The sequence below is a fragment of the Turneriella parva DSM 21527 genome, assembly GCF_000266885.1.
Classification (GTDB): domain Bacteria; phylum Spirochaetota; class Leptospiria; order Turneriellales; family Turneriellaceae; genus Turneriella; species Turneriella parva.
Genome location: NC_018020.1, coordinates 2,577,837 through 2,595,786 on the forward strand (window position 1 = coordinate 2,577,837; position 17,950 = coordinate 2,595,786).

The window sequence follows — 17,950 nt, forward strand, 5'->3', positions numbered from 1 at the left end:
TGAATCGTTGACGAAGCGTCGGGCGCTGCGGGCAGTGCACCGTGCTGCGCGAGCATCTCAATGCTGAGAATATCAGATTCGCTCTGAAGGGTAGCGTTGAAAACGCCATCAGCACGCTTATCGAGGCGAACGCAGGTGCCGATCTGGGTCTCGTGCGCGATGCTTTTGCGAACGCGCGCCGCGCACCCTATATGAGCGCTGAGCATGGCGTGCTGATTCCGCATGTGCGGGTGCACGGCCTTCGCCGCACGATCGCGGCGCTAGGGCTCTCGCGCGAAGGTCTTGAACATGCCGGTGGCAAGGTTCATGTCGTGCTCGTGCTCGCTCTGCCCGCGGGCGAAACCGCGCACGAACTGCAGTTGCTTCAGGGCATGTCATCGGTCTTGCCTGCGATCGCGGGCGAACTGCGCGAAATCACCGACGCAGCTGCCGTGCTCAAGGCGTTGAAGCGCGGCGAAGAGCACGCAAAACCTTCTTTTCGCAACCTCACGCAACAACAAATCGAGTTTGAACTTGCAACCGATCTCAAAGCAGGATTAACCACGCGAGAAGCCGGCGCGCGGCTCGCTGAGTTTGGCGGCAATGTCGTGCGCCGTGGCCGCCGAATTCCCTGGTACATAAAACTCGCGCGCAATTTCTTTAGCTTCTTCGCCGTCTTGTTGTGGGGGGCCGCAGCGCTCTGCTACGTACCGGGCGTCGATATGCCGCAGCTCGGCACAGCGATACTCATCGTGGTGATCGTCAATGGTTTCTTCTCTTTTCTACAAGAATACAAATCAGATAAGGCTGTCGACGCACTCAAGCGTATGATGGCACGCACCTCGCGCGTCATGCGCGACGGCGCGGTCACAGAGATATCGGCAGAAGAACTTGTGCCAGGCGATATTATATTGCTTGAAGAAGGTGACATCGTGCCCGCTGACTCGCGGCTTGTCGACGCGTACGACGTCGAGGTTGATAACTCGTCTCTGACGGGCGAATCGACTTCGGCGAAAAGGTACAAATCTGACCAGCCCGTTCTGATCGAAGGCCGCTTTTTGTGGATAGAGCTGCCCAATATCGTCTTCGCCGGGTCGACACTCATTCGTGGCAATGGCCGCGCCGTTGTTTACGCAACGGGCATGTCGACCGAGATCGGCAAGATTGCAGACCTGACGCTCGGCATCAAGAGCGAAGCGAGTCCGTTGCAGAAGCAGCTGCGCGGTACGGTATTCGCAATCGCGCTGCTCGCACTCACGATCGGGCTTACGTTTCTGTTTCTGGGGTGGCTCGTTGCGGGCTTAAGTTTTGTTCAGGCGTTTGTCTTCTTTATCGGTCTTTTCGTCGCGAATGTGCCCGAGGGGCTTTTGCCGACTGTCACGCTTTCGCTCGCCATGGGGGTCACCCGCATGGCCCGGCGCAATGCAATCGTCAAGAACCTGTCTTCAGTCGAGACCCTTGGCTGCACGACCGTCATCGGCACCGACAAAACCGGCACGCTCACACAGAATCTGATGATGGTGCAGCAGGTCGTCGCGGGCGGCGAAACCTTTTTCGTTGAGGGTCACGGCTATGAACCGCAGGGCAAGTTTACGCTGAACGGCAGCGAAGTCGCGCGCGAACAGCTTGCAGGCCATTCGGTATTCAAGGCCCTCGTCGATTGTGCATACATCTGCAATAACGCCAAACTCGAGCGGGTGCCTGGCGGCACGCGCGTAATTGGCGACCCTACAGAAGGCTGCCTGCAGACGCTCGCTGCGCGCGCCGGTGTTGCCGGCACGCACCAGCGCATTCACCTAAACCCGTTTGAGTCCGTTCGCAAGCGCATGAGCGTCGTGGTGCTCGAGCCGCAGACGCGTAAACGTATAGCGTATGCCAAAGGTGCCCCTCTTGAAATTCTCTCGTGCTGCAGCCACATCATGACTGCGGGCGGCGCCAGCCGATTAGACGACCGGGAGCGCGATAAGATACGCCGCCAAACAGATGAACTGGCAGCACAGGGTTACCGCATGCTCGGCCTTGCCATGCGCAGCGACGACGCGCTGCAAAGCATCACGGCGTTCGACGTCGCGAACACCGAGAGCGATCTCATATTTCTGGGGCTCGTCGCAATTTCAGACCCCGTTCGCCCCGGCGTCAAAGAGGCGATCGCTGCCTGCCACAGGGCGGGCATTCGCATCATGATGATTACGGGTGACTATCCGCTCACGGCGAAAAGTATCGCGAGGCAAATCGGTCTCGGCGATGGTGGCGACCTCACCGTTCTCACGGGCACTGAACTTGGCAACCTCAGCGACGAAAAACTCTGTGAGGTGCTGAAAAGCGGCGAGGCCGTTTTTGCGCGGGTTTCGCCTGAGCAGAAGCTGCGCATAGTGACGATGCTCAAGTCGCTCGGCGAGATTGTTGCCGTGACGGGCGATGGGGTCAACGACGGCCCGGCACTGAAAAAGGCCGATATCGGCATCGCGATGGGCATGCGCGGCACCGACGTTGCCAAAGAAGCGGCGGAGATAATACTCACCGACGACAATTTCAGTTCGATAGTGGCAGCGATCGAAGAGGGGCGCGGTATTTTCGACAACATCAGAAAATTTGCTTCGTATGTGTTCAACAGCAACCCGCAAGAGCTGTATCCCTTTATACTCTGGATGCTGATACCCGGTTATCCGCTCGTGATGACAGTCATGGGGGTTCTCGCAGTCGATGTCGGTACCGACCTGATACCGGCGATGGGCCTCGGCATCGAACCGCCCGAAAAAGGCATTATGGAAAGGCCGCCGCGCAAACGTGGCGAACGGCTGCTGTCGATGCCGTTCATTTTGCGCTCATACCTCGTGCAGGGTAGCCTGCTCGCGTTCAGCTGTTTCGCCACGTACTATTACTTCGCCTGGACGATGGGCTACCTCAAGGGGCCGAACGCGCTGATGAACCTGCCGGCCTCACCTGAAAAACTCAACATGGCTAATGCGACCCAAATCTATTTGCAGTCGCTCACGGCATTTTTCTTTCCGACAATTGCCGTACAGATTGGCAACGTGCTCTGCAAGAGGTCGCATTCGGCGTCGTTGTTCTCACGCGACTTCTTGCGAGAAAGTACACGGGCCGCGGGCATCGCCGCGCTGCGCTCGTACCTGCCGAAACGCCGCACGCTCAACATCAACATTCAATACCGTTTTGAAGAGGCACACCACGACGATACGCACCGCGCGTTCTTCGCGCAGTTCTTGCAGCTGGTCAGCTTTCCGCTGCGCGTGCTTTATATGCGCCTCGCCAACTACACGCTGCCGCTCAGGCGAAAAGTTTTTGTGCCTCTGCTGCGCCTGACCGCGGCTTTCTTTGAGCGCTACCCGGTGGTCTATAACTTCGTTTCGAATCCGCTGATCAACGTCGGCATTGCCGTTCAGTTTCTGCTGTGTTATGCGTTCTTCTACACTGACCTCGGTAAGGTTTACTTTTTCGAACCCGTGCCATGGCATGTGTACCTCTTTGCCTTTCATGGCACAGTGCTCATCATCGCGTTTGAGGAGATCAAGAAGTACTACCGCCGGCGCGGGCATAAGTTGGAGTTTTTGGGGTAACCTTTCCCCGGTTCTGTAACCGGGGAAAGGTAAATAAATACTTGCCACTTCTCCCTCGTTTTATTATATATCAACCGTTCGATATAAAATGCCAAAGATAGTCAACCACCGCCAGTATCGCAGCGAGCTGCTTGAAAAGTCGGCCAGTACGTTTTCACGCCACAACTACGCCGACGTCTCGATGCGCGACATCGCAAAAGACATCGGCGTCTCGACGGGCACACTCTACCATTACTTTCCCTCGAAAGAAGAGCTCTTCTGCGCGCTCTTTCTGCATACCGCACAGAGCTCTGCCGCCGAGGTGGTCGATGCGATGTGCAACCTGACGAGCTTTGAAGAGCGGCTCGACCGCCTGTTCGACTATTTTCTCGGCCGCTGCGACCGCATGCGCCGGCAGTTTCTGTTTTCGGCGGACATGCTGCGCAATGCTCTGCCGCACAAGGCGCAGAAGCTGCTTAACCGCTGGGCCAGCGAGCTCGAACGCCGGCTGTCGGGCGTACTGGGGCTCGACTCTGAGACCGGCCTCGCGGTCTTTTTGTTTCTTGCGGGCAGTCTCTACGCGGGGCAGGTGCTGCCGGCCTCGCGCGATCTTGAACCGGGCTTCAACGCGATGAAGCAGATGCTCTTACAGCAACATAAAACAAAAGGAAAGGGAAAATAACATGAACGGAAAATTTGGCAAAAGGGTGTTCACACCCCAATCAATGATAGAGATTCTGACCGACATCGTGCGTGCGGCGCCGACGATGCCTGGTACATTTACGAGCGGTCGCATCTCGCCCGCATTCCGCGAGCGCATTCTGCTGGCGGTAACCTCGGTCAACCGCTGCCGCTATTGCCAGTGGGTGCATTCAGACCTCGCGGCGGCGAACGGCATCAGCGGCGAACAGATCGCTTCGCTGCTGGGTTCGTCGACTGAAAGTGTGCCCGAAGAAGAAAAGGTGGCATTGCTCTATGCGCTCCACTATGCTGAAACCAACCGTAACCCTGCGCCGATGCACCGGCAACAACTCATCGACACCTACGGCGCCGAAACCGCGCAGGACATTGAAAACTGGATTCAGCTGATCTTCTTTTCGAACCTGTCGGGCAACACGTTTGATGCGTTTCTCTCGCGTCTGCGAGGCGAAGCGAACCCCGAAGGCAATGCAATCTTCGAAGCAATGTTCGCGGTACTCTCTGCCCCGGTGCTGCTGTCGCTCGCGGCGATCAGCAAGAACTCGGTGAACCCGCTCGCCAGCTTAAAACACAATTAATGGCAACAGGCGCAGCCTGTTGCCATTAATTGTTTCAAAAAGTTGACAATACCGTCAACATCGACCCTTTGCCGCATGCGTATTTTTTCTGCGGCAATGGCGCTTTTTCTCGCGACACAGCTCGCCGCGCTCGCGCCCAACCAAATGGGCAGCGACTTCAACGACGGCGTGCAGGCCTATAACCTCAAGCTCGGCATCGGCTGGTCGCAAGAAAATCATGAAGCGACACGCGCGCATCTGGTGCAGGGCGCATTCGAGTTCATGCTGAGCGACCGCTTCTCGGTGCGCGGCAATGCCGGTTTTCCCGTTTCAACCGCCGTTACCGACTTCAAATATTATCCGTTCATGATGGGCGGCGCCTTGCATCTTTTTCCGCGAAACTGGTTTGATATTTATCTTGGTGCCGATGCCGGTTTCGTGCACATCGGCGCGCCCAACTTCGCCGCGAGCTGGTCGACCCGAGTGACCCCCGTTGTCGGCATTTCGCTCTACTATTGGGGGGCTTTCTTTCTCGACGGCGAGGCGGGTTACAACATTCTGCAATATGCGAACCAGACAGCGATTGACCTGAGTGCACCCACATACCGGGTGCGCATGGGCTTCTATCTCTAGAAAAATGAGGATTGCCTTGCGTCATGTCGCTTTCACTTTATTGATCCTCATCGCTTTTGCCATGGGGGCATGCGCTTCGGTGCAGCTGCATGGCGATAAACATGCGGTGCAGACTAAAGACGACTGGAAACTCACGATCGAACACTTTCAGGCGACCGGGCCAAAGAAACAAAAGTTTCCCGTGTTGATCTGCCATGGGCTCGGTGCAAACCGGCACTATTTCAAGGCGAACAACGAAGATTCGCTCGTCAGCAATCTGCAAAAAGCCGGCTACGACGTGTGGCTGATGGACCTGCGCGGCAGACCCGAAGCGGGTGAAACCGGTTACTGGTTCGGCAAACACACCTACACCTATTCGATGGATGAATACGTGCACCACGACCTCGACGCTGCGATTGCGTACGTGCTGCAGCAGACAGGTGCGGCGAAAATCAACTATATCGGCCATAGCATGGGCGGCATCATTATGTATGCGCGCCTGGGGTCGTTGCAAGAGAACCGCGTCGCCAATTTTGTCGCGATCGCGTCACCGATGAATTTTCTGCCCTACAACCTCTGGACGTTCAAACTCTATTCGATGCGCGGGGGCATGGCGCTCTTGCCGGTATTGCCTTTGCGCCCGGGGGCGATTATGGGCAGCTTTATTCCCGAGGCGCTGTATTCACCATTTATTGATGCTTTCTTGAATTCAGAAAATACCTCGCGCGAGGTGAAAACACTGCTGCTGCAGCGGTCGATCAACAACATCAGCAAGAATGAAATCAAGCAGTTTATTTATATGACAGAAAATGGCGGCATGTTCAGCGCCGACGGCAAGGTCTCTTACCGCGAGAATCTGAACAAGGTGACGATTCCAGTTTACCTGCTTGCAGGCCGCCGCGACGAACTCGCAGACCCTGCTGTCGTGCGCGATATCTACGAGCGCGTCGCAGCGAAAGACAAGACATTCGAAATTTTCTCGCGCGCAGATGGGTACGCCGACGACTACGGGCATACCGACCTCATCTTCGGCAAGGTCGCGCACAAAGAAGTGCACCCGAAAATCATTGAGTGGTTGAATAAGCGAAATTGATGCTGTGTCACCCTTCGACTGGCACCGAAGCCGGAGACCCGAACCGGGTCACAGGGTGACAATCGTCATGGTGAGCCTGTCGAACCATGGCGAACCTACTACTTCTTGAAAATAAAAAAAACTGCGAGTATCAAGAATATAAACCCCACCAGATAGTTCCAGCGCAGCTGTTCGGTCTTGAACACGTAGACCGCAAAGACCGTGAACACCACCAGCGACACAACTTCTTGAATGACTTTGAGTTCAAACAGGTTGAAAGGCCCGCCATAGTTTTCGCTGCCGATGCGGTTCGCCGGCACCTGAAATGTGTACTCGGCGAGCGCAATGAGCCAGCTGAGCAGAATCACGCCATAGAGGGGCAGCGCAGACCAGCGCTCGCTTTTATGCAGTTGCAGGTGCCCATACCACGCGAGCGTCATGAAGATATTCGACAGCACTAGAAGTGCGATCGAAAGTATACCCGATTGGGCCACTCGTTAAGCGAGAACTATTCTTCTTCGCCGCCGGCAGCCTTCGCCTTGACTTTAAGCGAAATCGTCTGCGACCAGGCCGAACCATAGCTCACATGCGCACCGTCTGCGAACTGCAACGTAATGCGGTAGTCGCCGGGCTTCAGGTCAATCGTATCTTCTGTCTGGCCTTTGCCGTAGTGTTTGTGAAATTCGTCATTGATAACGACCTGACCAGCCGCGATCGCCTCTTTATTGATCAGAATGTGAAAATGCCCGGTGCCTTCTTCGATCGCGCCGGCGGGTTTGACTGTCATGCCTTCGACCTGCATGCCAAATTTGACGGGAGAGGTGACCTCGGCCTTGTCTGACGGTTCAGAGAACCAGACTTTACCGGTGTATTCTTTTTTCTTGCAGCTGATGACGGCAACCAAAACCAGCAGAGCAAACGGCTTCATGACTTTCATAAATCCTCATTGGTGAGAATTGCGAGTCTGTAAAGAATTTCGTGCTAATTGATGATATATGGCACACGAATAGAAGGGTGCGACAAATTGAAGTCGCGCGTGTTGCGGGTGACGAGCTGGCATTCGTGAACCAGAGCCGTTGCCCAAATCATCGCGTCGGGTATGCGCAGTCGGTGTTGCTGGCGCAGTTTAACGGTGAAGTCGGCGACCTCGGTGGTTACGGGGCAGAGCGCGAAATGGCTCAAGAATTTTCTGAGCTGCGCTTCGTCTTCGGTTGATTTGGCGCCGACCAGAATTTCAATCTGCGTGACGAGGCTGATCAGGCGTTTTTCATACAGGGCAATTTCTGTTTTCGCCTGTGTCTCTCCGTTCAGGTAATCAATCAGAATGTTCGTGTCAAAGACGGCTTTCACCAGTCGTTACGCAGCGAGTCGACGTAGCCCAAAGCATCGATGGGCTTGCCGCGAAAGTGGCCAAAGTGTTCGTCAATGCTGCCTGCCTGCAGCGTGTGTGCCGCATAATAGTCGATTGCCCGGCGTATGGCCTCGGCTCGCGAAATACCATCGCGCTTGCAGATGTGCGAAAGTGCTTCAACCTGTTCTGTCTCCATATCAAGCAGAGCTTTCATATGTATATATGATATATGCATATACTGTAGGCGTCAACTAATTTCCTAGAATTTCCATTCGAGACCGAAATTGGGTATCAGGTTGAGCGGGGTGCTGGGCCCCAGAATGCGAGGGTTGCGTCCCTCTTGATAGGGCTCGCTGTTGCGAAACGACTGGCGTAGCTGCGGTTCATTGTTATAGACGTTAATGAACTCGACGAACCAAGAAAATGTGCCCCAGCTGTAGGTGCTCTTGCGCGTAATACGCAGATCGAGCCGGTGAAAAAGCGGAAACTGCGCACTGTTGACCGCGGTTGAATACGTCGGCGTATAAAGTGTCGTCGTCGGATTTCCATCGCAGGTGTAACCGGGCGTGCACGTGCTGCCAATAATCGGGGTATAGGGAAATCCCGTAAAAAGTTCAAACCGGGCGCCGAATTCCCATGCGCCCCAGCGCGCGACGCCAATCATCTTCACGACGTGCCGCTGCTCGAACCGAAACGGAAAGCTGCCTGCAATGCCCGAAATATCGGCGCGGGTAAAGGTGTAACTTATCCAGCCGAAATAGCCGTCTTCGTTTTCTTGCAGTGATTTGCGGTAGCTCACCTCGACGCCGCGCGTCAGCACGCCGCCGGTATTTGCGTACAAGATACCCTCAGCCTGTTGCGCAGAAGTCGTCGTCTGCGCCAGGTCGTACAGGTTGTTGTAAAAGCCTTCAACCTTGAAGACATGAAAACCGATCTCTTGCTCAATCGATGCGCTGCGGTGCAGCGATTTTTCACTTCTGAGATCATCAGACGTGACGATGCGTGCTTCGCGCCGCGTAGCCTGATTAAACCGATACGCATTCGTCTGCGCGAAAGACGAATAGTGCCCGCCTGAAACGGCGAACGTTGTGTTGGTCGTAAACTTGTAACCCGCGAGCCCGCGCAGGTCGAGCGTTGTTTCTTTTGAGCGCACCAGATGGTCGCTGCGCACGCCGGGTGTGATAAAAAAGCCGCCGAACTCAAAGCGATTGTCGGCGTACGCCGAAAACTGGTGGTTCTGGCCGAGCGCGGCAATATTGATCACATCGAAATGGTCGGGATTGTTAAAATCGGTCTGGCCCTGCGGTATCGTTTCTTTGCGCTGCTGTGTCACACCCGAGCTGTTGAAATGGAAAAGCTGATAATCCACACCCGCCTTTAGCCGCGCTTTGCGGTTCATATAGTGAATGTCGAAAATTTCCCTGAGGCCTGTGATGTTCGGGCGCGTGTTGACGTCGATCGTGCCGAGCGCCCGGCCCGGCGCCTCGCGGTAGAAACGGCTGTAGATCAGCGTATTAAAAAGCATCGTGCGCATCTTCACGTTCTCTGACGGCAGATAGTCGTAAGTCGCCGATTGGCTATGTGAGGATATATCATTAAATACAGTCAGGTCGCCCGCCGCCGGGTTTTCACCCTGTTCGACACGTTCTTTTTTTTCTTCTTCAGAAAGTTTGCGAATCAGCGTAAACGTGTCATAGCTGCCGAAGATGAACATCGAAACCGCGTGCCGGTTGTGTTCGCCGAGATACCAGCGTGCTTTCCATTGGTAGTCGTAATATTCGGGCACCGCAATAATCTCTTTGCCGGTGATCACCTTGTAGATCGGCGGCACGAGCAGCGAGAGGTAACCGACGCGACCCGAGATCGAGAAAAAACCCGTGTCGATTTCGGCCTTGCGCTTTGCGTCTTGGTATGCCTTGCGTTCTTCTTCAGACGCGGTCTCTGCCGGCGCAACGAGTTTGGGAGAAAACACAGACCACGGCGCAGCATAGAAAGCATTCGATGAAATAATGCCGGTCTGAATGGTTGCCGTCGGTTTGGCGACGGTCTCAATCGTGCGAATGTCGATGACAGCGCCGAGCGCCTGGCCATAAAATGCGGGAAAAGCCGAACTGAAGAGCGTCATGTCATCGATCAGCTCATTCGAGATGACCGATTGAAATCCGCCGAAGTGCTGCGGGTTAATCACCGGAATATCGTCGATGAAATAGCGGTTCGCCGTATCGGGTGCGCCGCGAATAATGAGTGGACCAAAGATACCGCCGGGGCGGTTGACACCCGGCAAAGTCGCGAGCGCAGAAATGTTGTCGCCGAAAGTAGCCGGCACCGATTTCAATTCGTGCTGCTGCAGCTGGTGGCGCGCGACGTTGTGCTTTTCTTCGTGCGTGATGAGGCGCACCTTCTGTGTGCGCCGGGTCTGCAACGGCATCACAAGCGTGAGTTTCTTCTTTAAGGGAAGTGTCACGAGCTCTTCGAGCGTGATGCGGCCGGGCGCGGTGAGCTTCAGCGTATACTTGCCCGGCTTCTGCGCGGGCAGAATCAGTTTGCCCTCGGCAAAATTCGCCTTGTATTTGGCCTCGACGACAATTGCCGTGCCGAATTCGATAGTTTCACCAGTTTCGCCGATGACCGCGATTTCATTGGCGGCGAATAAGGGCGTGCAGGTGATCGCCAATACACCGATGATGATGCGCTTTGCTGCTGCCACGGACGCGGCCAAGTCGTTTCGGGTTGTGGCGGCTACCAGAAATTATTGAGGTTTAGTTACGACGTCAATGTTCGTAAGGCTGACTATACCCTTGTCTAATGAAATTTGCTAGGGGTTATCCCCGCCAAAATCTCGTGAAAATTTGCCAACCCCGCTTTGAGGTTAACCGCCGCCGTGCTGAGCATCTGCCCGCCCGCGCAAGCTGCGCATCAATCGTATCGCGGGCAATCTGTTCGGGATTCTGGTTCGGCATAACGATCGATGCGGGTGTATAGCCGGCTGCGGTCACAAAACGTCAATGCAAAGTGGGGGAATCGTCCTATAGCTTTTCTTGCCGGCTACCGGGGCCTCATTCAAGCGTTTGACGCGAAAGCCATGGCGCAGCTGCTACACTGGTACGTCGAATCGATCGATATGAAAATTGTCATCGTTAATCCATTGCGACGGGTTGTTGCGAATATATTGGCGAATGCGATGCAGCGCATCTGCATCGCGCACGATATGTTCGTAATAATTGCGTTGCCAAATGATATGCTGATCGGTGTTGTTGCGCGCCCATTTGGTGACACCGGTTTTAAAACCGCGAACGATGGTTGAAATGGATCGGGAAATAATTTTACCAAATTGGGCGGATTTCCCGGATACGCGTAGGGGCACAAAATTTTGTGCCCCTACCACGTCCGTTTGTGCCCCTACCACGTCCGTTTTTGCCCCTACCACGTCCGTTTTTGCCCCTACCGCGTTTGTTTGTGGTACCGCGTCATCACCATCGATTACGACAACCCCATGCACATGATTCGGCATGATGACAAATTCATCCAACCGCACGTGGGGGTAATGGTTGGGAATTGCCTGCCAACATGCATCTGCAACGCTGCCCATCGCGTTCAAAACCATTTTGCCACCGCGAACACCACCAAACAAATGCGCACGTTGGTGCGTGCAGATGGTGATGAAATAATGCCCAGGCTGCGAATAATCGTAGCCTTTCAGACGAATGGATTTACGATTACGCCTCAGCACTCCCCGCCAACGTCGCAGGCATCTCCCTCGTTATGACCTGCTGCACCTTTGAGCACCTTCGCGAGCGTCACGCTGATCTCTTCAAACGGCTGATAACCGCGCATCACCAGCATGAACTGGCCGTCTTCTTCGAGCACGAGCGCGGGAAAACCCTTCACGCCTAGACTTGCACTGAAGGTGAACTGGCCCCAGGTTTCTTTGTGCGCTTCTTCGCCTGTAAACGCCGCCGCGAAATCGGTGGCGCTGACGCCAAAGCGCCGCGCGAAGTTGGCGAGAACCTCTGCCGAGGTGATGTCTTGACTGTGAGCATAAAAGCCGCGCTGAATCTCGTGGTAATAGTCATAAGCGTGTTCGGGTGCGAGGCGTTCCATCACGATCACGGCTTTCGCGGCGGGTTCTGTGTCGTAGACAAAATCATCGCGTTTGAAGATATCGTCTTCAAAGGGTTGCCCGGTCATTTTCGCGACCTCGCGCCAATGCTGGCGCATGAGCCGCGCGCGTGCCGGCGTCATCGGTTCTGCCAGCGTGCCGGGGCGTAATCCCCCCATCACGAGGCGAATATCGAGATCGCGCGCATAGGCAGCACGCAGCCTGTCGAACACGGGCGCGAAACCGTAGCACCACGAGCACATCGGGTCGGCGAAATAGTAGAGTCGGCGCAGCCCTGCCATGGGCGAAGAGAACCATTCTGAATTAGGGTGTCACTCGAAAACACCATGCAGAATTATTTCGGGGTAAATCCGCATACGACAAAATACGCTCGACGGCAGTTGCCCGTGCATCAGGTTTTGCCATGGTCCGCTGGATGTTTGGGGTGCAAGGTATATTGCAGTTCTTCGTTGCGCTTGGCGCGCTCGCCGCGGGAGCAATGTTTATTCTAGAACCTTCGGGGCGACTTTTGCAGACACCCCCCGAAATGCTCAGGGCGACCCCGTTCGGCAATTTTCTGCTGCCGGGAATTATTTTGTTCACTGTGAACGGCGTGGGCCAGGCAATTGCCGGTTACCTCACGCTGAGGCGGCACCGCCACGCGGGCATTGTCGGTGGCATTTTCGGCCTTGGCCTCATCATCTGGATCTTCGTGCAGGTCACCTTGATCGGCGGCGGCGCCTGGATACAGAACCTCTACTTTGTCTTTGGCATCTTCGAGACGACGGCAGCGTTCTTCATTGACCGTGTGCTGGCACAGCGGCGCGAAACTTAGCACTGTAGCGTTTGCTACAATATCATTCTTCTTGTCTCGCGATATTGAATTCCGTTTTTGGCGACATGACAGCTAAGAATACGGAATCGTCCGCAGGCCGCGGCAACATGAAATACCGACTCCCCGACGACGTGATGGAATACCGCAATATGGTCTATGACTTTGCGGTGCGCGAAATACGCCCCTCAGTCGAGAAGCGCGACCTCGAAGGCACGTGGGACCATACTCTCTGGAAAAAAATGGCGGATATAGGCCTCTTGGGGCTGTCGGTGCCTGAAGAATACGGCGGCAGCGGTGCGTCATGCCTCATGACCTCTGTCGCGCACGAGGCGTTTTCTGAGGGCTCAACTGATGGTGGTTTGACTTTAGCATTAGGAGCTCATGCTATCATTGGCACAATGCCGATTGCGCTTCTGGGCACCAAAGAACAGAAACAGAAATATTTGCCGAAGCTCGCCTCGGGCGAGTGGACTGCGGGGCTGGGTCTTACCGAACCTTCGTCAGGTTCAGATGCGGCAGGTTCAATGCAGACGCGCGCGGTCAGAAAAGGCGACCGTTATATTCTGAACGGCAGCAAGATGTTCATTACGAATGGCCCGATCGGCGACGTGTTCGTGTGCATGGCAGTCACCGACAAGAAAAAGGGCGCGTTCGGCGTATCGGTTTTTATCGTCGAAAAAACTTTCAAGGGTTTTTCGGTCGGCAAAAAACTCAACAAGATGGGCATGAAGACCTCGACCACGAGTGAACTCATCTTTGAAGACATGGAAGTGCCGGTCGAAAACATGATCAGCGAAGAGAACTCGGGCTTTCTGCGCGTCGGCCGCGCCACCCTCGAATGGGAGCGCACCGTGCTCGTTGCCGCTGGCCTCGGCGGCATGAACAGCCTCATCAAGGGCGGCACACTCTACGCCAAACAGCGCGAGCAGTTCGGCGAGCCGATCATTCGCTTTCAGGCAATTCAAGACAAAATTGCGCGCTCACGTTATAAACTCGACGCGGCGCGCCTTCTCATCTACCAGAGCGCGATCAAAAAGGACAAGGGCCTGCCCGCGCCGATAGAGTCATCAATTGCCAAACTCTATACGACCGAAAGTAATGTCGAAGTTGCATACGACGTCGGCCAGATTTTCGGCGGCTATTGTTTTATCCATGAGTACCCCGTTGAGCGGGCCTACCGCGACTCGCGCCTGTCGACGCTCGGCGCCGGCACCTCAGAAGTCATGCGCTCGATCATCTCGGCAAACATGAAAGAGCTGTGGATAGACTCAGACCTCGAAGGCGACGAAAAAGAAGCGTTCAATAAGTTTCGCGAGTTCTGCCAGAAAGAAATTGCACCGCACACGGCCGAACTCGACAAGAAGGGCGAGGTGCCCAGGTCGCACTTTGAGAAATTGTATAAGGTTGGTTATACATCCGCAATGTTTGAAGAAGCGAACGGCGGCTCGAATAGCTCGTACTATTTTATCACGCACATGCAAGAAGCGCTCGCCGAAGCATGCGGATCTACCTTTTTCTCGGTCGGCGCATCTGTTGGCCTTTTCGGTCTGCCGCTCAGAGAGCATGGCACCGACGCGCAAAAAGCCAAGTACCTGCCCGACATCATCAGCACCAAAAAAATCGGCGCGCTCGGGGTTACCGAACCCGGCGCAGGTTCAGACGTGGCGAACATTCAGACGAAGGCGGTCTTCAAAAACGGCAAGTATTACATTAGCGGAGCGAAGACATACATTACAAACGCGCCTATTTGCGATTATGTGCTAGTGCTCGCCCGCGTTGAGTCCCCCCTCCCGGCCTCCCCCCGCGAGCGGGGGGAGGTGCCAGCGGCGGAGGGGGGACAAATTCGCACTGGCCAAACCGTCTTTATCGTCGACGCCCACGCCAAAGGTGTTTCGCGCGGTAAACCGATGGATAAGCTGGGGCTCAAGGGTTCGCCAACGGGTGAGCTTTTCTTCGACGAAGTTGAAGTCGGTGAAGACGCGATCTTGGGTCGCGCGGGTCGCGGGTTTGCAATTATCATGTCGGCGTTTAACCGTGAACGCCTCGCTCTCGCCGCGTATTCGGTGGGCGTCATGGCTGCGGCGATTCAACACTGCCGCAAATATGCGAAAGAGCGCAAGGCATTCGGCAAGCCGATCATTAAGCACCAGGCTGTGGCGTTCATGATCTCTGACATGATCACCAAATACGAGGCCGCGCGCCAGGTGTTGCACGAAACCGCGTGGATGCTCGACGAAGCGGGTGATGAAAGTCACTACATGCACAACGGCGAACGCGTCGAACTCGCCGCGCGCACTGCTTCGCTGAAACTCATGGCCTCGACTTACGCGCGCGAGGTGACGAACCTTGCAGTGCAGGTCTTCGGCGGTGCAGGTTATATTGAAGATTATCCGGTGGCGCGCCTCTACCGTGACATTAAGCTGGCTGAAATCGGCGGCGGCACTTCAGAAATTATGAAATCCATCGTGGCAAGGTCTGAGTCAAAGAAGGTATAGATTGAAGTTACCAGAAAAAAAGCAATCGAAGCTGCGGCGGGCGCTGTTAAAGCGCCAAATCGGCTTCTCGTGGGCGATCTACCATTCGCCGGGCAAAATTCTGCTCGGGGTGCTGGCTGTTTCGCTCGTTTCGCTTTTTTTCACTCTTAAACTCTTTCAAGATGTGCGTACCGACTTTGCGACTCTTTTGCCTGAAAACGACCGCAGCGTTGTGCATGTCAAAGAGGCCACCCGGCGCACGGGGGGTGTAGGCAATATTTTTGTCTCTATCAATTCTCCCGATTTTGAGGCAAACAAGAAGTTTGCTCATGCGTATGCGGCTTTGCTCGAGAAATATCCGAAAGATCTGATAAAGTTTTTTGACTTTAATTCGAGAGATACCGAACAATTCTTCAAAGACTACCTGTTTTACTACCTGTCGCTCGACGAGCTGAAAGAGTTGCGGGCTTCTCTGCGTAAGCGGCTTGAAAAGACGCGGCTCAGCGCCGTGGGGCTCGACCTCGATGAGAGTAACCCCGATGCACAATTCAAGAATGTGCTGAAAAAAATATTCGAAAAACACAAGTCTGAGAATCCCTTTGGTGTGAATAAAGAGGGTTACTTCACCGACGCCACAGGGGAGAATATGGCGATGATCATTCGCCCCGCAGGCGATGCGGCAGACCAGAAATTTGCGCGCAAGATCATCGACCGGCTGCAGGCCGACATAAACGCTCTGAATCCTCAAGGCTTTCACACCAAAATGGAAGTTGGCCTCAGCGGCACGTATGTCTCGCTGCTGCAGAATTTTGCCAGTGTTCTGCAAGATACAGTCGAAACCGCCGCGCTGACGATCTTTCTGGTTCTCGCTTCGATCTATGCCTATTACCGCTCGATGCGCATGGTGGCGATGCTGAGCGCCGGTGTTCTCGTCGGCATTTTGGTGACCTTTGCCGTGACCTATTTCAAGATCGGTTACCTGAACCAGCAGACGGCGTTTCTCGCATCGATTATCGTCGGTAATGGCATCAACTTCGGGCTTATTCAAATGGCGCGTTATCTCGAAGAACGTGGTCACGGTGTTCATCTGAAGCGTGCGCTCAACCGCTCGATTTTCTATACAATTTCGGCAACGTTCATGGCGGCATTTGCCACATCAATATCGTATTCGATTCTTTCGGTGACAACCTTTCGGGGGTTCTCGCAGTTTGGGTTTATCGGTGGCATCGGCATGGTGATTTGCTGGGCGGCGCTCACTGTCATGCTGCCATGTTTTATCGTGCTGTTTGAAAGATGGCGTCCGCAGAATGTCCATAAGATCAGACAGTTTATTCAGCGCGACAATGCGCGCAAGTTTGCTTCGCTTATTCACCGCAACCGTAAGATTCTCACCTACTTCATGTATGCCCTCGTGCCGGTATCGATTCTGGGCACGATGCTCTATGTCAGCAAAGACCGTTTTGAATATGATCTGAAAAAGCTGACAATCAAAGTCTCAGAGGGGGCTGGGAGTGAAAACTATTACCTGCGCCGCGTCCATCAGGTTCTCGGCAACGGTTCTAACGCCTCGATGCTGATCGCGTTTGACCGCGAAGATGCGCACAAGGCGGGTGAAGCTCTCGAGAAAAAAATCGCCGATGCAAAGGCAGCGGGTAAGCCGCTCTTCATCAGTTCGGTAAGATGGCTAGACCAGTTTTACCCGCAAAATCAAGAAGAAAAATTCGAGATTATCAAAGACCTTCGCCGCCTGTTCTTGCCCAAGTACCTGAGCATGATGTCGCCCAAAGAGCGCGAGTGGGGCACTGTGGCGCTTAAGGCGCTCAAGAAAGATCCGTTTAAGACTGAAGAGTTACCTGAAATGGTTTTGCGGTTCTTTCGCGAAGTTGATGGCACCCTTGGGCGCGTCGTCATTGTGGCGGCCAACAACGACGCAGTGCTTTCAAACATTCTCGATATTATCAAGATTGGCAATGAAATCAGCAGCACAGTCACACTCGCGCCGGGTGCATCGCTCGAAAAGGGCAAGGTCTTATTCGCCAGCGAATCTATGATCTTCATCGATATTCTGGCAAACGTGTCAAAAGAGGGGCCATTCGTCACGGTAATCTGCTTTCTCGCCGTCGGATTGCTGATCGGTTTTGGCTTTCGTAAACTCGGCGAATCATTGTTCGTCTATGGCTTTCTCGCCTTTGGCATGTTTGCCTTTATCGCTGCTCTGCAGTTTTTCGAAGTGAAGCTCAACTTCTTCAACTTCATTACCATACCCATCACCATTGGTATCGGTGTCGACTATGCGATCAATATCTATTATCGTTATAAGGTTGATCACAAGCGCTCGATCAGCGACGCAGTCGCGAGCACAGGGTCAGCGGTGTTTCTCTGCTCATGGACCACGATTATTGGTTATGGTTCTATGCTATGGGCCAAGAACCAGGCTATGGCGTCTTTTGGTCTTATGGCGGTAATCGGTGAAATCAGCTGCCTCGTCTTTGCATTGGTGTTCATGCCTGCTTACTTAGGCATGCGCGAAGACCGTCTCAAACACCTGGCTGCGACAGGCCCTGCAGCAGCTTTGCCAGCGGCAGCGAAGCATGAGGCAAAACCAGTGAAGCCCAAAGCCCAGGCGAAGAAGAAGCCTGCGAAAAAGGCGGCTGGCAAACCCAAAAAGGCCGTAAAGCGCAAGGCTCAATAGGGTTTGCGCCGCAGCTGCCGTTC

General features: G+C 54.5%; 15 protein-coding genes. 8 read left to right on the forward strand and 7 right to left on the reverse strand.

Annotated features, from left to right (window positions below):
- The first annotated feature begins 41 nt into the window (after positions 1–41).
- The 5 genes from TURPA_RS12355 (at position 42) to TURPA_RS12375 (ending at position 6,497) form a co-directional block, all read left to right on the forward strand.
- Entirely contained in the window at positions 42–3,557 is a 3,516-nt protein-coding gene (locus TURPA_RS12355; protein ID WP_014803640.1) for an HAD-IC family P-type ATPase, read from the forward strand.
- A gap of 88 nt (positions 3,558–3,645) precedes the next feature.
- Complete coding sequence (locus tag TURPA_RS21895) at positions 3,646–4,218, forward strand: TetR/AcrR family transcriptional regulator (protein ID WP_014803641.1); 573 nt, start codon at positions 3,646–3,648, stop codon at positions 4,216–4,218.
- Positions 4,219–4,261: 43 nt separating this feature from the next.
- A complete protein-coding gene (locus tag TURPA_RS21900; RefSeq protein WP_157210484.1) occupies positions 4,262–4,813 on the forward strand; it encodes a carboxymuconolactone decarboxylase family protein in 552 nt (183 codons plus the stop codon).
- A 75-nt stretch (positions 4,814–4,888) separates the two neighbouring features.
- A complete protein-coding gene (locus tag TURPA_RS12370; RefSeq protein WP_014803643.1) occupies positions 4,889–5,425 on the forward strand; it encodes a hypothetical protein in 537 nt (178 codons plus the stop codon).
- Between the two features lie 16 nt (positions 5,426–5,441).
- Positions 5,442–6,497, forward strand: a complete 1,056-nt coding sequence (locus TURPA_RS12375; protein ID WP_157210485.1) for an alpha/beta hydrolase — start codon at positions 5,442–5,444, stop codon at positions 6,495–6,497.
- Between the two features lie 98 nt (positions 6,498–6,595).
- On the opposite strand, the gene TURPA_RS12380 is transcribed toward TURPA_RS12375, so the two are convergent.
- From TURPA_RS12380 to TURPA_RS12410, 7 genes are all read right to left on the reverse strand, one after another.
- A complete protein-coding gene (locus TURPA_RS12380; protein WP_014803645.1) occupies positions 6,596–6,970 on the reverse strand; it encodes a DMT family protein in 375 nt (124 codons plus the stop codon).
- A gap of 14 nt (positions 6,971–6,984) precedes the next feature.
- Positions 6,985–7,413, reverse strand: a complete 429-nt coding sequence (locus TURPA_RS12385; RefSeq protein WP_041948504.1) for a DUF4399 domain-containing protein — start codon at positions 7,411–7,413, stop codon at positions 6,985–6,987.
- A gap of 44 nt (positions 7,414–7,457) precedes the next feature.
- Complete coding sequence (locus TURPA_RS12390; protein ID WP_014803647.1) at positions 7,458–7,826, reverse strand: type II toxin-antitoxin system VapC family toxin; 369 nt, start codon at positions 7,824–7,826, stop codon at positions 7,458–7,460.
- The gene (locus TURPA_RS12395) at positions 7,823–8,041 is read right to left on the reverse strand and encodes a ribbon-helix-helix domain-containing protein (RefSeq protein WP_014803648.1); all 219 of its coding nucleotides are present in this window, start codon (positions 8,039–8,041) and stop codon (positions 7,823–7,825) included. Before TURPA_RS12395 ends, TURPA_RS12390 begins: the two co-directional genes overlap by 4 nt.
- A gap of 45 nt (positions 8,042–8,086) precedes the next feature.
- Entirely contained in the window at positions 8,087–10,534 is a 2,448-nt protein-coding gene (locus tag TURPA_RS12400; RefSeq protein WP_014803649.1) for a TonB-dependent receptor plug domain-containing protein, read from the reverse strand.
- A gap of 387 nt (positions 10,535–10,921) precedes the next feature.
- Positions 10,922–11,557 (reverse strand): transposase, encoded by a 636-nt coding sequence (locus tag TURPA_RS22565; RefSeq protein WP_014803650.1) that lies wholly within the window; start codon positions 11,555–11,557, stop codon positions 10,922–10,924.
- Positions 11,551–12,228 carry a DsbA family protein gene (locus tag TURPA_RS12410; RefSeq protein WP_014803651.1) on the reverse strand — a complete coding sequence of 226 codons (678 nt, stop codon included), beginning with the start codon at positions 12,226–12,228 and terminating at the stop codon, positions 11,551–11,553. The genes TURPA_RS22565 and TURPA_RS12410 overlap by 7 nt, the downstream gene beginning before the upstream one ends.
- A 122-nt stretch (positions 12,229–12,350) precedes the next feature.
- Here TURPA_RS12410 and TURPA_RS21905 point away from each other — a divergent pair, with 122 nt between their 5' ends.
- The 3 genes from TURPA_RS21905 (at position 12,351) to TURPA_RS12430 (ending at position 17,927) form a co-directional block, all read left to right on the forward strand.
- Positions 12,351–12,761: a hypothetical protein gene (locus TURPA_RS21905; RefSeq protein ID WP_014803652.1), complete on the forward strand. Its 411-nt coding sequence runs from the start codon at positions 12,351–12,353 to the stop codon at positions 12,759–12,761.
- Positions 12,762–12,868: 107 nt separating this feature from the next.
- Positions 12,869–15,256 carry an acyl-CoA dehydrogenase family protein gene (locus TURPA_RS24010; protein ID WP_245536789.1) on the forward strand — a complete coding sequence of 796 codons (2,388 nt, stop codon included), beginning with the start codon at positions 12,869–12,871 and terminating at the stop codon, positions 15,254–15,256.
- Position 15,257: 1 nt separating this feature from the next.
- Positions 15,258–17,927: an efflux RND transporter permease subunit gene (locus tag TURPA_RS12430; protein WP_014803654.1), complete on the forward strand. Its 2,670-nt coding sequence runs from the start codon at positions 15,258–15,260 to the stop codon at positions 17,925–17,927.
- The last annotated feature ends 23 nt before the right edge of the window (positions 17,928–17,950 follow it).